This window comes from Pseudomonas sp. GD04019, assembly GCF_029837695.1.
Taxonomy (GTDB): Bacteria; Pseudomonadota; Gammaproteobacteria; order Pseudomonadales; family Pseudomonadaceae; genus Aquipseudomonas.
Map to the genome: position 1 here is coordinate 110,324 of NZ_JAOEEA010000007.1, position 15,282 is coordinate 125,605.

A 15,282-nucleotide genomic window follows, 5' to 3' on the forward strand; every position below is an offset into this window, starting at 1 on the left:
AAGAAGCCAGTTTACCGGCTTCAGCCGCGCTTTTTCAGCAGGCCTGGTGACAGGCTCAGCTCGTCGCCGTGGCTCCGACGCATACGCCGCCGGCAGCGGCGCCAGACATTGATGCCGCCCCACAGCAGGAACAGGCCGAACAGCAGCAGGACGATGGCAGCGCCGATGCTGTCGTTCAGCGGCCCGAGGGCCGGTGGGCGGCCGAGCAGGGTGGCGGCGCCAGCCATGCTCAGCATCACGCCGAAGGTGGCGAACAGGGCAGCCAGTGCGGCGAGACAACGCCAGCGCCAGCCGGATGCGCCGCGGGGACGCAGGCGGCGGGCATCGAATCCATCTTCAGACAACTTCATCCCGATTTTCCTCTTGGAGTATCGGCGCTATGACCGGTCCTGCCCGCCTGGGTTCCGGCCGAGAAGTCGCTCTGCCCGGTCAGATCAGTGCGCGGGCCTGCGGCACCACCATCGCATAGTTGTCGGCCAGGGCCGCCAGGGTCATGCGGTGCAGGGCGCGCGCCGGAATCAGCTCGCCGTCGTAGGGCAGATCGCGGGTGGCGCAGGCGGCGTCCACCAAGGTGCAGCGGTAACCATAGTCCTTCGCCGCGCGCACAGTGGTGCTGACGCTGGAGTGGGTCATGAAGCCGCAGATGATCAGGTCCAGATGGCCGAGCTGCTGCAGGCGCTCATGCAGATCGGTGCCGGCGAAGGCATTGGGCAGGCGTTTCTCCACGATCGGTTCGCCGGCCTGCGGTGCCAGGCCGTCGATGAAGTGGCCGCGCGGGCCTTGCGGGTCGAGCAGGCCGCCGGGAATGCCCAGGTGGCGCACATGCAGCACCGGCGCGCCGACATTGCGGGCGGCACCGAGCAGGGTGGCGATTTCCGCGATGGCGGACTCCACGTCCGGCAGTTGCAGGGTGCCGCTGCGGTACTCCTCCTGGGCGTCGATCACCAGCAGGGTGGCCTTGCCCAGGATGGCTGGGGCATAACCGCGTCCGAGCAGTTGGAACAGGGTTTTCGGATCGGACATGGGAGGGCTCCTGTGGCGGCGATGTGTCTATTCTCTGCTCGCCAGCGCGATCTGTGAACCTCTAGTGCGCATCGAGGACGCGCAGATGGCCTGGTGATGTGGCTCAGGCCGCGCCTTGCGTGGCGTTGCGCCGTCGTTCATGGGGCAGGGGCAGTTTTGTCACAGCCTGTTAGAATCGCGCACCGCTTTTCGAGGTCAGAACCGTGTCCCCATCCCGCCTGCGCACCGTGCGCGACCATATCCGCTGGGCCGTCAGCCGCTTCCATGAGGCCGGGCTGTTCTTCGGCCACGGCACCGACAACGCCTGGGACGATGCTCGCCAGCTGGTGCTGGGCGCCCTGCACCTGCCGTTCGAGATCGCCGATTCCTACCTGGATTGCCGGCTGGAGGAAGACGAGCAGCAGCACCTGCTGGAGCTGATCCGCCGACGCGTCGAGGATCGCGTGCCCACCGCCTACCTGCTGGGCGAGGCGTGGTTCTGTGGCCTGCCATTCCTGGTCGATGAGCGCGTGCTGGTGCCGCGCTCGCCGATTGCCGAGCTGATCTCCAACCAGTTCGCGCCCTGGCTGCCCGCTACGCCGGCGCGCATTCTCGACCTGTGCACCGGCTCCGGCTGCATCGGCATCGCCTGCGCCTATGCCTTCCCCGACGCCGAGGTGGTGCTGGGCGATCTGTCCTTCGATGCGCTGGAAGTGGCCAACCACAATATCGAGCGGCATGAGCTGGAAGACCGTGTCTACACCGTGCAGGGCGATGGCTTCGCCGGGCTGCCGGGACAGCGCTTCGACCTGATCGTGTCCAACCCGCCCTACGTGGATGCCGAGGACTTCGCCGACATGCCGGCCGAGTACCAGCATGAGCCGGAGCTGGGCCTGGCCTGCGGCGACGATGGTCTGGATCTGGTGCGGCGCATGCTGGCCGAGGCCGCCGACCACCTGACCGAAAAGGGCCTGTTGATCGTCGAGGTGGGCAACAGCCAGGTGCACGTCGAGGCGCTGTACCCGGAAATCGACTTCACCTGGCTGGAGTTCGAGCAGGGCGGCCACGGCGTGTTCCTGCTGGCCGCCGCCCAGTGCCGCGAATACCAGAAGCTATTCCGCTCGCGGGCCAAGGGCTGAGTCCAGCGACGAGGCGGTTGCGTGTAGCCCGGATGCAATCCGGGGTCGGAGCCGCCCGCTTCCCGGATTGCATCCGGGCTACAGACTCAGGTCAATGTTGATGTCGTAGGGCGTACTCGCCGCAGGCAGTGCACCGTAGGGCAGGGCAGTGCTCAATCCGTAGGAGCGAGCTCTGCTCGCGAAGCCCTGCACAGTCATGTGCGAGCAGAACTCGCTCCGACGGTAATTTGGACCTAGCGCGTGGCGATCCAGATCAATAGCCCGGCCTGGAACAGCGCCAGCGCCACCAGGCAGGCGATGGTGAAACGCAGGCCGCTGTCCTCGCGCTTGAACACGTCGATACGTCGTTCCAGCTTGCTGATCTTCACCTGCTGCTCGTGCAGGTTGTGGTCGGCCTGCTGCAGCATGGCGCCACAGTCGAGCAGGTCGATGACCTGCACCCGCTCCTGGTTCCACTCCGGATTGAGCACGCTGACCCGGCTGGCAGCGTAGCTGGCCTTGACCTGTGCCAGGTCCTGGTAGCTCACCTCGAAGCCTTGGACGCGCAGGAAATGGTCGCGGCGCAGGCGCGCGTCCTCGCTGAGGATGTCTTTCGCCGCCAGTGCGCCGCCTTCCACCGTGTAGCTGCCCCAGCGCTGGCGTGCCCAGATGATGCCCTGGGCCAGCAGGAAGCGGCCCAGGCCGCGGTTCTGCGGCTCGATCTGCAGGCCCTTCTCGGCGCCGAAGCGTACTTCGCGGCTGCGATGGTCGACCCACACCTCCAGCAGATTCTGTTCGCGGCGCAGGCGCTGGCCGGGAATGTCCACCGACAGGCGCAGCAGACTCTGCTCGTTGTTGTGCCGCTCGGCGCGTCCGAACCGTACGAAACGCAGGGGGCGCAGACCGGTACTGCGATCGGTCGGCAGTGGCGCCAGGCGCAGCAACTGGAAATGCTCCGCCTCCAGTCCTTCCCACGGATGGGGCTGCGGAGTCTGTTCGGCCTGTTCTTCGGGTTGCTGGGCGTCGGTATCGCTCATCGCGGCGTCCTTGGGCATGCGTACAGGCATTATCGGCAAGTTTCGGCGCAACTGCAGGCTGGCCAACTGCCATTTGCCGCGATCCGCCGCTGTTTCGCAGGTGAACTGGCCGGGCGCGGGGGGTATACTCGCCGACCTTTGTTCGAGGCAGATTTCGCGGAGCGCCCTGCATGTCCGGCAACACCTACGGCAAGCTGTTTACCGTCACCACCGCTGGCGAGAGCCATGGCCCGGCGCTGGTCGCCATCGTCGACGGTTGCCCGCCGGGCATCGAACTCTCCCTGGAAGACCTGCAGCGCGACCTCGACCGCCGCAAGCCGGGCACCAGCCGCCACACTACCCAGCGCCAGGAAGACGACGAGGTCGAAATCCTCTCCGGGGTGTTCGAGGGCAAGACCACCGGTTGCCCGATCGGCCTGCTGATCCGCAATACCGACCAGAAGTCCAAGGACTACTCGGCGATCAAGGACCTGTTCCGCCCGGCCCACGCCGACTACACCTACCACCACAAATATGGCATCCGCGACTACCGCGGCGGTGGCCGTAGCTCGGCGCGCGAGACCGCCATGCGCGTCGCCGCCGGCGCCGTGGCGAAGAAGGTGCTGGCCGGCCTGGGCATCCAGGTGCGTGGCTACATGAGTCAGCTCGGCCCCATCGAGATTCCGTTCAAGACCTGGGACAGCGTCGAGCAGAACGCCTTCTTCAGCCCCGACCCGGACAAGGTGCCGGAACTGGAGGCCTACATGGACCAGCTGCGCCGTGACCAGGATTCCGTGGGCGCAAAGATCACCGTGGTCGCCGAAGGCGTGATGCCCGGCCTGGGCGAGCCGATCTTCGACCGCCTGGACGCTGACCTGGCCCACGCGCTGATGAGCATCAACGCGGTCAAGGGCGTGGAAATCGGCGCCGGCTTTGCCAGTGTGGCCCAGCGCGGTACCGAGCACCGCGACGAGCTGACGCCGGAAGGCTTCCTCAGCAACAACGCCGGCGGCATCCTCGGGGGCATCTCCAGCGGCCAGCCGATCGTCGCCCACCTGGCGCTCAAGCCGACCTCCAGCATCACCACCCCGGGCCGCTCCATCGACGTCGACGGCAACCCGGTGGACGTGATCACCAAGGGCCGTCACGACCCCTGCGTCGGTATCCGCGCCACGCCCATCGCCGAGGCGATGATGGCCATCGTGCTGCTCGACCATCTCCTGCGCCACCGTGCGCAGAATGCCGACGTGCGGGTCAACACCCCGGTACTGCCGCAGCTGTGACCGGCCAGCCGCTGCCGTACTGGCGGCTGTCCGCGTTCTACTTCTTCTACTTCGCCATGCTGGGCGCCACCGCGCCTTTCCTGCCGTTGTACTTCCAGCACCTGGGCTTCTCGCCGGCGCGTATCGGCGAATTGGTGGCCATTCCCATGCTGATGCGCTGCCTGGCGCCCAACCTGTGGGGTTGGCTGGGTGACCGCAGCGGCCAGCGCTTGCGCATCGTGCGCTTCGGCGCGCTGTGCACGCTGCTCAGCTTCGCCCTGATCTTCGTCGACCAGAGCTACGCCTGGCTGGCCCTGGTGATGGCGCTGCACGCGTTCTTCTGGCACGCGGTGCTGCCGCAGTTCGAGGTGATCACCCTGGCCCACCTGCAGGAGCAGACGGCGCGCTACTCGCAGGTCCGCCTGTGGGGCTCGATCGGCTTTATCGTCGCGGTGATCGGTCTGGGCTGGCTGTTCGAGCTGTTCAGTCCGGGACTGTTCCCGATCATGGTGGTGCTGATTCTCGCCGGCATTCTGGTCGGCACCCTGTGGGTGCCCAACGCGGTGCCGCAGCCACGGGCCGGGCAGGGCGGTGAGGGTGGTTTTGTGACCCAGCTGCTGCGCCCGGGCGTGCCGGCGTTCTTCCTCTGCGTGTGCCTGATGCAGCTGTCCCATGGCCCGTACTACACCTTCCTCACCCTGCACCTGGAGGGGCTCGGCTACGAGCGCGGCTTCATCGGCCAGATGTGGGCGCTGGGCGTGGTGGCGGAGATCGTGTTGTTCCTGTTTATGGCGCGCATCCTCAACCGTTTCTCAGTGCGCTGGGTGCTGGCGGCCAGCTTCCTACTGGCGTCGCTGCGCTGGTTGCTGCTGGGCAACCTGGCCGATCACCTGGGCGTGCTGCTGTTCGCGCAATTGCTGCACGCGGCCACCTTCGGCAGCTTCCACGCCGCCGCCATCCATTTCGTCCAGCGCAGCTTCGGGCCCAACCAGCAGGGCCAGGGCCAGGCGTTGTATGCGGCGCTGGCCGGTACCGGCGGCGCCCTGGGCGCGCTGTACGCCGGCTACAGCTGGGTCGATCTCGGCTCGAGCTGGACCTTCGCCATCGCCAGCTTGGTCGCCCTGGCCGCGGCCTTTATCATTGCCATCCGTTTGCATGAGGAGCGGGCATGAACCGTGAACAACTGACCCGCCAGATCATCGAGGCCGGGCGCTTTCTGTACGGCCGCGGCTGGTCGCCGGCCACCAGCAGCAACTACTCGGCGCGGCTGGCGGCCGACCAGGCGCTGCTGACCGTCTCCGGCAAGCACAAGGGCCAGCTGGGCGAGGACGACGTGCTGGCCACCGACCTAGATGGCAACAGCCTGGAACCGGGCAAGAAGCCCTCGGCCGAGACCCTGTTGCACACCCAGCTGTACCGCTGGAAGCCGGAAATCGGCGCCGTGCTGCACACCCATTCGGTCAACGCCACCGTATTGTCGCGCCTGACCATGGCCGACTCGCTGGTGTTCGCCGACTACGAGCTGCAGAAGGCCTTCAGCGGTATCTCCACCCACGAGAGCCAGGTGCTGGTGCCGATCTTCGACAATGACCAGGACATCGCCCGCTTGGCCAGCCAGGTGCAGCCCTGGCTGGACGAGCACGCGGACTGCGTCGGCTACCTGATCCGCGGCCACGGCCTGTACACCTGGGGCGCGACCATGGCCGACTGCCTGCGCCAGGTCGAGGCCTTCGAGTTCCTCTTCGAGTGCGAGCTGAAGGTGCGCGCGCTGCAACGTTGAATACCTGGGGTGCGCACGGCGTACCCTGCACATAAGCATCCAGCCACAGCACGAGCTGAGCGACCCACCCGCGAGGACGCCGCCGATGAGCAGCCTGACCGTCTACCACCAATCCAGCCCCGATGTGCCCAACAAGGTGCTGACCCATGTCGAGGACATCGCCAGCACGCTGGCCACAGTCGGCGTGCACTTCGAGCGCTGGCAGGCCAGCGCGCCGATCCAGCCCGGCGCCGGCCAGGACGAGGTGATCGCCGCCTACCGCCCACAGATCGACAAGCTGATGAGCGAGCGCGGCTACGTCACCGTCGACGTGGTCAGCCTGAACAAGGACTACCCGCAGAAGGACGAGCTGCGCGCCAAGTTCCTCGACGAACACCGTCATGGCGAGGACGAGGTGCGCTTCTTCGTCGCCGGTCGCGGCCTGTTCACCCTGCATATCGACGACTACGTCTATGCCGTGCTGTGCGAGAAGAACGACCTGATCTCGGTGCCGGCCGGCACTCGCCACTGGTTCGACATGGGCGAGTTCCCGCACTTCGTGGCGATTCGCCTGTTCAACAACCCGGAAGGCTGGGTGGCCAATTTCACCGGCGACGATATCGCCGGTCGCTTCCCGCGCCTGGAAGACTGAAAAGGCCGCTTTTTTCCCCTCTCCCTTCGGGAGAGGGGCCAGGGGTGAGGGACTTGAGGGCAACTCACACCCTCACCGGTACGCCGGCCGCCCCAACCCTCTCCCGGAAGAGGGAGTTGTCCGTGTATCCCAGGAGTCATCTATGCCGATCAAAGCCATCCTTACCGATATCGAAGGCACCACCAGCGCGGTGAGCTTCGTCTACGACGTGCTGTTCCCCTTTGCCGCCGAGCACCTGCCGCAGTTCGTCATCGAGCATGCCAGCGACGCCGAGGTGGCGCTGCAACTGGACGCCGTGCGCGCGCTGAGCGGCGAGACCGGGGCGGACCTGATCCGGGTGATCGAGATCCTCCTGCAGTGGATCGCCGAGGACCGCAAGGCCACACCGCTCAAAGCCCTGCAGGGCATGGTCTGGCAGCAGGGCTACGCGGCCGGGCAGCTCAAGGGCCACGTCTACCCCGACGCGGTGGAGGCGCTCAAGCGCTGGCACGAGGAGGGCTACGCCCTGTACGTGTATTCCTCCGGTTCGGTACAGGCGCAGAAGCTGATCTTCGGCTGCTCCGAGGCCGGCGACCTGAGCCCGCTGTTCAGCGGCTACTTCGACACCACCAGCGGCCCCAAGCGTGAAGCCCAGTCCTACCGCAACATCGCCGCAGACATCGGCCTGCCGGGCGAGGAAATCCTGTTCCTCTCCGACATCGTCCAGGAACTGGACGCCGCCCAGCAGGCGGGCATGCAAACGGTCGGCCTGGCCCGTGATGGCGGCCGGTTGGCCGGTCACGAAACGGTGGCCAGCTTCGCGGTGATCGACCTCGACCGTTTGGGTTGAACCCCAGCCCGGCGGCGCGACCCTAACAGGGAACCGCTGCCGGGAGATTGCCGATGTTCGATTCACTGATGCACCTGCCGGACTGGCTGTTCTACGGCGTGCCGGCGCTGCTCTATCTGCTGTTGACGATCTGGGCGCTGTGGCATGTGCAGGGCAGCGCCAGCCGACGCCCGCAGAAGCTGCTGTGGGTGGCGCTGCTGGTACTGTTCCCGCTGCTCGGGCTGTTCAACTGGCTGATCATGGGGCCGCGCCGGGCGCGCAGCTGACGCCGGGGCGTGAGCAGCCGCCATGCCTCGCCGCCAACAAGCGCCGGCCTGCTAGGCTTGGCCAGTCTCAGCCACTGCGAGGGCCAGCAGTGCCCATTGCCCGCCATCTGTTATGGATCGACTCCGCCGCCGCGCTCATGGCCGGCTGCTTCGTGTTGCCGCTCGCCACCTGGCTGAGCGAGCTCTACCGCCTGCCACATGGTCTGTTGCCGTTCATCGGCACGGTCAATCTGCTCTACGCCGGCTACGCGGGCTCGCTGGCCATACGCCGTGAGCGGCCGCGAGCGCTGCTGTATGTCCTGATCATCGGCAACAGCCTGTGGATGGGCGTGTGTCTGGCTCTAGCGCTGCGCTTCGCCAACCAGGCCGCGCCGCTGGCCCTGGCGCACCTGATCGGCGAGGCCCTGTTCGTAGGGGCGCTGGCCGCCTGCGAGTGGCGCTGGCGTGGGCAGATCTGCGCATCGCCTCAACCCGCCTGATCTCGTTACTCGCCACACAGAACAAGGCCGCCCGAGGGCGGCCTTGGCGTTTCAGTGTGCCTGCCGGGCGTCGTTGCGTTGGTGGCGGTACACGCTGACGGCCTCGTACACCGCCTTGCGCAGGCGGTTGATGCCGCCGATGGGACGATGCTCGGGCAGGGCGTGCCAGGGGTTGAAGGAAAGGTTGTCGCAGGCGAGGTTCTTCTCGCGGCTGTCGAAGTCCTGGGCCGGCACCTTGATCGTCGCCACCGTCTCGAACGGCGAGATGTCCTCGCTCCACTCCACGCTGGTGTCCTCGATGGGCATGTAGTAGTTGGCGTCCTGCCGCTGCACCTGCAACGCGAAGCAGGCCGGCACCCGGTCCAGCGACAGCTGCTGGTACAGGGCGTTGCGCAGGAAGTTGGGCAGGGCGGTGTTCTGCTCCGGCAGCTCGTAGGACGGGCAGCTCGTAGGATCGGGGATCACCCGGTACTTGATGTTGTGTGGGCCGAGCTTGAACGGCGCGATGGAGTTGTAGGTGGCGGCCACCGGGCTGTCCGGCGCCGGCGCCAGGGTCTTCAGGGCGATGATCAGGTGGCGGATTTCCCAGGTGCGCGGATCGAGGCTGGGGAAGAACGCCTGGATCTTCTGCCCGCTGGCCTGGGCGGCGAAGTTCTGTTTGTACTCGGCCACGTCGCGCACGAAGAACACCGGATGGTTGAACATCACGAAGTCCTGGTTGCCGGCCGTGGCCTTGCTGCTCAGCAGCTTGTCGCCGGGTACGTCGAGCAGCTTGATCGCCATGCCGCGGGCGTCGCGGGCGCTGTCGAACTGCGGATAGGCGTTGCCGTTGGACAGGCGCATCCAGGCCTGCCAGGTCTTGCCCGGCTCGCCCAGCACGCCGTGGCGCAGGCTCTGGTCGAGGTCCGGCAGCACGGTGAACTGCGCCTTCACGCAGCCGTGGGCCTTGGCGTGGGCGTCGCGCAGTACGCGGGTGTTGTCGCGATGCTGCTCGACGATGCGGATGGCGTCCTCGATGATGCCCTGGGTCAGGGCCGCCTCGTCCTTGGGAATCTCCTCTTCGGCCGACACCGGGCCGGAGAATTTCCAGGCGTAGTAGGCGGCGCCCAGGCCCCAGCCGAGAGCGCCGACGACCAGGAGAATCAACAGCAGACGGCCGAGCAGGCGACCGAGCCAGAGCCAGAAGCGTTTGAGCATGGTGACGATTCCTTAGTTGTTCTGGCAGCTGGGGCCGGGAGTCCAGGGGCGGCTCTCGGCGGGCTTGAGCTGGCTTTCCAGGCGCTCGTCGCCCATCACCTTGAGGTATTCGATCAGGGCGAAGCGCTCCTCCGGCTCGAGGAAGCGGCCGATCACCCCTTCGTTGCGGCAACCGTCGCGGAATTCATGGCCGCGATTGCCGTTGCCGGTAACGCTAGTGTCGAACAGGAAGCCGCCGTCGAACTTGCCGATGAGGAAGCCGGCGCGCTTGGGGTCGTACTCGAAATTGCCGACCCAGAAGCGGGTATCGCGCTCGACCACCGGCGACAGCACCTGGAACAGATTGGGCACCGAGCCGTTGTGCAGGAACGGCGGGGTGGCCCAGATGCCGTGCAGCGGGCGGGCCTTGTAGCCGCGCTTTTCCTGCACGCCGATGGCCAGGCCGTAGCCGTCCATGCGCCAGCGTTCCCGGGGCTGGATGCCGGCGTCGCGGTAGGCGCGGTCTTCCACGTAGGCGGTGACGTAGGCCAGGCCCTTGGCGCTGGAGATGCTGGCGAAGTCGACCTCGTCCAGGCTGGCGCCGAACAGCTTGACGTCGAGCTTGGCGAGTTCGGCCTTCTGCCAGCCCAGTTTGCTGATGTCGAAACGGTGGTCGGCGATGTTGTCGGCGGTGGTCGGGTCGGTGCCGACGATGCGGGTCGGCACGATGCGCAGGTGCCATTCCGGATCGCGCGCCGGCGCCAGGCGCTGGTCGCGCGGCACTGGATCGGGGGCATGGCAGTAGGCGCAGTTCTCGGCGAACAGGGCGCGGCCCTGGCTGGCCAGCTCCAGGTCGACCTTGCCGAATATCTCTTCCGGCCAGGTCGGCGGCTTCAACTGCTTGAGGGTTTCTTCCAGGGTGTAGAGGTCGCGCAGGCGCACGCTGGAGGGGTAGCGCTCGTCGTGGGTCAAGGCCTTGCCCTCGTCATCGAACAGGTGCAGGGACGCACCCACGCCAAGCGCCTCACCGCTATTGCGCGCCATCGGCTGCATGGCCGAGCCGTTCCACTGCACCCAGTCGAACTTCCAGATATCCCACACCTGTGGGTAGCTGACCGGCGCGTTGGCGATCCGGTAGTTGCTCTCGTCGATGGCATCGCCGAACACGCTGTTGGCGATGCGGCCGAAGGCGTCGGTGCGGCCGAAGCCTTCCTCGGTGGGGTAGAGGCCGCGGTGCCAGTCGTTCAGCGCGGTGCCGAGCAGGCGGTCGAGCACGGCCTTGAAGTCGTCGCGCAATTGGCCCTTGTCCCGGTCGTAGTGGTCGCCCAGCACGGTCTTGGCGAAGCGCTTGAACTTGATCGGGTTGTAGTAGGTGAAGGCCATGCTCATGCCCAGCGCCTGGCCGAAGCTGCCGCCCTTGAGGGTGGGCACGGTGGAGGCCAGTGAGTGCAGGGCGGCGCCGCCATCGATGCGCACGGCCTGGCCCTTGTATCGCAGCTCGCCGGTGTGGCAGGCGGCGCAGGTGATGTCGAGGTACTGGTTGCCGGTCTCGTCATCCGCGTGGCGAGCGAAGCCTACCGGCAGGTTGCCCGGGTTGAGTTCGCTGGCCTGCTGGCGCGGATCGGTGAGGAAGCCGAAGCGGGCCAGGTAGTCGGGGTTGGCGAACTTGTCCTGGGAGAAGGGCAGCTCCAGCGCGGTGAACCACTCGTAGCGCAGGCCTTTCACCGTGGTGCCCTGGGGCGTGTAGTAATAGGTCTGGCGCGCCTGTTCGTCCCACTGGCCGAGGTAGTTGACCTGCTCCGGCTTGTCGAACACCGGCAGGTTGGGGCGGGCGATGTAGTAGAGGACGACCGCGAGGGCGGCGAGGGCGAGCAACAGGACGACGATCAAGGCACGGCGCAGCAATCGCATGTCATCAACATCCGTGTGGTGATTTTTTAGTGGGTACGTTTATGCCAATACGTAGGGACGATGGCAAGCGGCCATAACACTTGGAAAGGTGCGCGACTCTTTGCCGTTTTTATAGAGAAACGTTCCTAGAAACTGCCGATTCGCTTGCTAGGGTTGAGTTGTCTGCGCCAAGCGATTGTTTTACCTGGATATTTCAAAAAATTGGCGCCAAGGATTGGTAGATTGCACACCCAGGTCGCTACGCCTCGGCGCCTTCTGGTCGTCGATCCCTGTATCGAATGTGAGCGCTTGCTGCCGCAATTGCGGGCCGGCGGCTGGCAGGTGCAGAGCTGCACACTGGCGGACGCCCAGGACCAGGCCTGCGATGTCGGCCTGGTGCGCCTGGCGCCGGAGCATCTGGACAATCCCCAGCAACTGAAGCGCCTGATCAGCCTCAGCGGCACCGAATGGATCGCCGTGCTCAGCCCGGAAACCCTGCAGATGCTCGACGCCGGCAATTTCATCGGCGAGTGGTTCTTCGACTATCACACCCTGCCGTTCGACCTGGACCGGGTCGGCGTGGCCCTCGGCCGTGCCTTCGGCATGGCCCGCCTGCGCGGCAAGGTCGCCGCCGGCGAGGCCGGGCAGCACGAGTTGCTGGGCAACAGTCGCAGCGTTGCCGAGCTGCGCCACCTGCTGGCCAAGCTGGCGCCACTGAGCGCGCCGGTGCTGATCCGCGGCGAAAGCGGCAGCGGCAAGGAGCTGGTGGCGAATACACTGCATCGCCTGTCCCTGCGTGCGAATGGGGTGCTGATCCATGTCTGCAGCAGCGCGCTGGACGAGCAGGAGCTGTTCGGCTCGGAGCGCACGCCGGGGCTGATCGAGCAGGCCGACGGTGGCACCCTGGTGTTCGACGAAATCGCCGAGCTGCCACAGCGCCTGCAGGCGCGACTGCTGCGTGTGCTGCAGGAGATGCGCGTGGAGCGCGGCGGCCAGGCGGTGCCGCTGAATGTGCGGGTGCTGGCCACCAGCCGCTTCGATCTGGAGGCGGCCGTGGAGCGCGGCGCCTTCCGTGAAGACCTCTACTACCTGCTCAGTGCGCTGCAGGTGCGCACCACGCCGCTGCGCGAGCGGCGTGAGGACATTTCCTGCCTGGCCGGCTACTTCGCCCGGCGCTATGCGGTGGAGGTCGGCCGTCGCCCGCGCAGCTTCAGCGACCAGGCCATCCGCGCCCTGGCCGACCACGACTGGCCCGGCAATGTGCGCGAGTTGGCCACGCGGGTACGGCGCGGCACGGTGATGACCGAGCAGCGGCAGATCGATGCCGAAGATCTGGGGTTGGTCGCCGGGGAGGGCGTGGAGGGGCTGTTCAGCAGCCTGGCCGACTACATTCGCCGGGCCGAGCGCCAGGCGTTGCACGATGTGCTGTTGCGCCACGCCGGCAATATGAGCCACGCGGCCAAGGTGCTGGGTATCTCGCGGCCAACCTTCTACCGGCTACTGCACAAGCACCAGATGCGTTGAGCGCGTTCGGGCTTGGAGGGCGGTAAGGTTAGCAGCCCAGGCTGTCGGACTGCCGGTAAAGCGCCAGCAGCTTACGGGTGATGCTCTGCTGGATGTCGTCGCGCTCGAAGGACGACAGGCGAGTGAGCTTCTGTACCTGCAGGCGATGCAGGTGGATGTAGGGCATCTTCTGGTCGAACTCGCGCAGGTCGCCCTTCATCAGGATCGGCAGGAAGACGTCGTTGATCTTCTTCTGGTTGCTGATGATCTGCGCCAGGGCCTGCTTGAACGGCATGGTCTTGGGCGCCGGGCCGCCATCCTTCATCTGCGTGGTCAGCAGCAGGCCGGGCTTGCCCAGCACCACGCCAGGTAGCACGCAGAGGCCGGTCTTGCGCACGGCCAGCGGGTCGATGCCGTGCAGGGTGTCATGGAAGGCGTAGGGATTGGGCAGCACCACCATCTTGCGCCCGTAGTCGGTGGGGAAGTGCAGGTTGTAGTTGGTGTACAGCTGGCTGGTCGACTCGGAGTACACGCACAGGCGGTTCTCGAACAGCTTGATGAAGCGCTCGGCCAGCTCGCGGCGAGCGATGCTGTCCAGATCCCAGATCAGGTCCTGGTTCTGCTGCTTGCCGAGGTTGACCTCTTGATGCTCCATACTGCTCATCGACACCTCATACGCGGAATTGCCCCAACAAACGATTCAGCTGCCCGGCCAGTTCGCCGAGGTGGCGGCTGGCTTCGCTGGAGTGATCGGCCGCCAGGGCATTCTCGTGCGCCAGCGTGGCCGCCTGGGTGACATTGTGGTTGATATCGTCCACCACGTGCGACTGTTGCAGCGTGGCACTGGCGATCGAAGCATTCAAGCCCGTCAGATTACGTAGGGAGGCGGCGATCTGGCCCAGGCTCTCGCCGGCCTGGCGCGCCTGCTCGACGGTCTGTTGGGAGGCCTGGCTGCTGGCGTTGATGACCTTGACCGCGGCCTCGGAGTTGCCCTGCAGGCGCTCGATCATGCTCTGGATTTCTGCCGTGGATTGCTGGGTGCGCTGGGCCAGCATGCGCACCTCGTCGGCCACCACGGCGAAGCCGCGACCCTGCTCACCGGCTCGCGCCGCCTCGATGGCCGCGTTGAGCGCCAAGAGATTGGTCTGCTCGGCAATGGAGCGGATCACCTCCAGCACGCTGCCGATTTGGGTGCTCTCCTGGGCCAGGTTCTGCATCACCTGCACGGCCTGGTCGATGGTCGCCGACAGTTGGTCGATCTGCCGCAGGCTGCCGTCGATGTTCTGCTGGCCCTGCAGCGCCTGCTGCTCGGCCAGACGCACCTCGCTGGCGGCGTGCTCGGCGTTCTTCGCCACGTCCTGCACGGCATAGGACACCTCGTTGATCGCGGTGGCCACCAGCTCCATCTGCTGCGACTGTTGCTGGCTGTGCTGCTGGGCATTGCCGGCGATCTCGCCGAGGGACTGCGAGGCCTGGTTGAGGCTGCCGGCGGCCTGCAGCGATTCGCCGATAACCCCGCGCAGCTTGCCGGTGAAGGCGTTGAAGTGGCCGCCCAGGGCGGTCAGCTCGTCGCGGCCGTGGTTGTCCAGGCTGCGGGTCAGGTCGGCCTCGCCACTGGCGATGTTGGCCATGGCGCTGACCGCTTCGTCCAGTGGCCGGGCGATGCTACGGGCGATCAGGGTGACCAGCGCCGCCAGCAGCAGGGTGATCACCACCAGGATGCCGACGGCGCGCAGGGCCTGCTCGCGGAACTCGGTCTGCACGTCGTCGACATAGATGCCGGAGCCGAGAATCCAGCCCCAGGGCTGGAACAGTTCGACGTAGGAGATTTTCGGCACCGGCTCGTCCGAGCCCGGCTTGGGCCAGCGGTAGTCGACCTGGCCGGAGCCGCTCTGCTTGGCCAGGACGACCATCTCGTTGAACAGGAACTTGCCGTCCGGGTCCTTCAGGCCGGAGAGGTTCTGGCCCTCCAGCTTGGGGTTGGTCGGGTGCATGACCATCACCGGGGTCATGTCGTTGATCCAGAAGTAGTCGTCCTGGTCGTAACGCAGGCCGCGGATCACCTCCATCGCCTGCTTCTGCGCCTCCTCGCGGGCCAGGCCGCCGCTCTCCAGACCCTGGAAGTGCTTGAGCACGCCCAGGGTGCTTTCCACCACGTGGCGGGTCTTCAGAGCCTTGGCTTTGTACAGGTCGCCGTGGATCTGCTGCAGCATCAGCCCGGCCAGGACCAGCAGCATGACGATGGACGACAGCAGGATCAGCCACAGGCGGCGGCTGATGGGGAGGGTACGCAGGCTGTTCATGGAAGGGCGACTCCGGTTTCTTGTTAT

16 protein-coding genes are annotated in these 15,282 nt (G+C 66.4%); 9 read left to right on the plus strand and 7 right to left on the minus strand.

The genetic code is table 11. From position 1 onward, the window contains the following. Positions 1 to 20 precede the first annotated feature (20 nt). Both N7607_RS12790 and N7607_RS12795 read right to left on the minus strand, forming a co-directional pair. Positions 21 to 350, minus strand: coding sequence for a hypothetical protein (locus N7607_RS12790; protein WP_279865365.1), 330 nt, complete (start codon positions 348 to 350; stop codon positions 21 to 23). Between the two features lie 79 nt (positions 351 to 429). Beyond that, positions 430 to 1,023 (minus strand): cysteine hydrolase family protein, encoded by a 594-nt coding sequence (locus N7607_RS12795; protein ID WP_279865364.1) that lies wholly within the window; start codon positions 1,021 to 1,023, stop codon positions 430 to 432. Between the two features lie 203 nt (positions 1,024 to 1,226). Between N7607_RS12795 and prmB the strand changes: the two genes are divergently transcribed. Beyond that, positions 1,227 to 2,141, plus strand: a complete 915-nt coding sequence (prmB, locus tag N7607_RS12800; protein ID WP_279865362.1) for a 50S ribosomal protein L3 N(5)-glutamine methyltransferase — start codon at positions 1,227 to 1,229, stop codon at positions 2,139 to 2,141. A gap of 233 nt (positions 2,142 to 2,374) precedes the next feature. Here prmB and N7607_RS12805 read toward each other — a convergent pair whose 3' ends face one another. After that, entirely contained in the window at positions 2,375 to 3,157 is a 783-nt protein-coding gene (locus N7607_RS12805; protein WP_279865361.1) for a hypothetical protein, read from the minus strand. 170 nt (positions 3,158 to 3,327) lie between these two features. Between N7607_RS12805 and aroC the strand changes: the two genes are divergently transcribed. From aroC to N7607_RS12840, 7 genes are all read left to right on the plus strand, one after another. Further along, positions 3,328 to 4,419, plus strand: a complete 1,092-nt coding sequence (gene aroC, locus N7607_RS12810; RefSeq protein ID WP_192320778.1) for a chorismate synthase — start codon at positions 3,328 to 3,330, stop codon at positions 4,417 to 4,419. Further along, complete coding sequence (locus N7607_RS12815) at positions 4,416 to 5,570, plus strand: MFS transporter (RefSeq protein ID WP_279865359.1); 1,155 nt, start codon at positions 4,416 to 4,418, stop codon at positions 5,568 to 5,570. Before aroC ends, N7607_RS12815 begins: the two co-directional genes overlap by 4 nt. After that, a complete protein-coding gene (locus tag N7607_RS12820) occupies positions 5,567 to 6,178 on the plus strand; it encodes a methylthioribulose 1-phosphate dehydratase (protein ID WP_279865358.1) in 612 nt (203 codons plus the stop codon). The genes N7607_RS12815 and N7607_RS12820 overlap by 4 nt, the downstream gene beginning before the upstream one ends. A gap of 85 nt (positions 6,179 to 6,263) precedes the next feature. Next, positions 6,264 to 6,809, plus strand: coding sequence for an acireductone dioxygenase (locus tag N7607_RS12825; protein WP_279865357.1), 546 nt, complete (start codon positions 6,264 to 6,266; stop codon positions 6,807 to 6,809). 142 nt (positions 6,810 to 6,951) lie between these two features. Continuing rightward, complete coding sequence (gene mtnC, locus N7607_RS12830; protein ID WP_279865356.1) at positions 6,952 to 7,638, plus strand: acireductone synthase; 687 nt, start codon at positions 6,952 to 6,954, stop codon at positions 7,636 to 7,638. A 53-nt stretch (positions 7,639 to 7,691) separates the two neighbouring features. Next, positions 7,692 to 7,904, plus strand: coding sequence for a PLDc N-terminal domain-containing protein (locus N7607_RS12835; RefSeq protein ID WP_279865355.1), 213 nt, complete (start codon positions 7,692 to 7,694; stop codon positions 7,902 to 7,904). 89 nt (positions 7,905 to 7,993) lie between these two features. Beyond that, the gene (locus N7607_RS12840) at positions 7,994 to 8,383 is read left to right on the plus strand and encodes a hypothetical protein (RefSeq protein WP_279865354.1); all 390 of its coding nucleotides are present in this window, start codon (positions 7,994 to 7,996) and stop codon (positions 8,381 to 8,383) included. A 51-nt stretch (positions 8,384 to 8,434) separates the two neighbouring features. Here N7607_RS12840 and N7607_RS12845 read toward each other — a convergent pair whose 3' ends face one another. Next, the gene (locus tag N7607_RS12845) at positions 8,435 to 9,580 is read right to left on the minus strand and encodes a catalase family protein (protein WP_279865352.1); all 1,146 of its coding nucleotides are present in this window, start codon (positions 9,578 to 9,580) and stop codon (positions 8,435 to 8,437) included. Positions 9,581 to 9,592: 12 nt separating this feature from the next. After that, entirely contained in the window at positions 9,593 to 11,470 is a 1,878-nt protein-coding gene (locus tag N7607_RS12850) for a di-heme-cytochrome C peroxidase (protein ID WP_279865351.1), read from the minus strand. Positions 11,471 to 11,692: 222 nt separating this feature from the next. Here N7607_RS12850 and N7607_RS12855 point away from each other — a divergent pair, with 222 nt between their 5' ends. Further along, entirely contained in the window at positions 11,693 to 12,973 is a 1,281-nt protein-coding gene (locus N7607_RS12855) for a sigma-54 dependent transcriptional regulator (RefSeq protein WP_279865350.1), read from the plus strand. Between the two features lie 28 nt (positions 12,974 to 13,001). Here N7607_RS12855 and N7607_RS12860 read toward each other — a convergent pair whose 3' ends face one another. Both N7607_RS12860 and N7607_RS12865 read right to left on the minus strand, forming a co-directional pair. Next, the gene (locus N7607_RS12860) at positions 13,002 to 13,616 is read right to left on the minus strand and encodes a hypothetical protein (protein WP_279865349.1); all 615 of its coding nucleotides are present in this window, start codon (positions 13,614 to 13,616) and stop codon (positions 13,002 to 13,004) included. Between the two features lie 7 nt (positions 13,617 to 13,623). Further along, on the minus strand, positions 13,624 to 15,255 hold the full coding sequence (locus N7607_RS12865; protein ID WP_279865348.1) for a methyl-accepting chemotaxis protein: 1,632 nt from the start codon (positions 15,253 to 15,255) through the stop codon (positions 13,624 to 13,626). Positions 15,256 to 15,282: the final 27 nt, after the last annotated feature.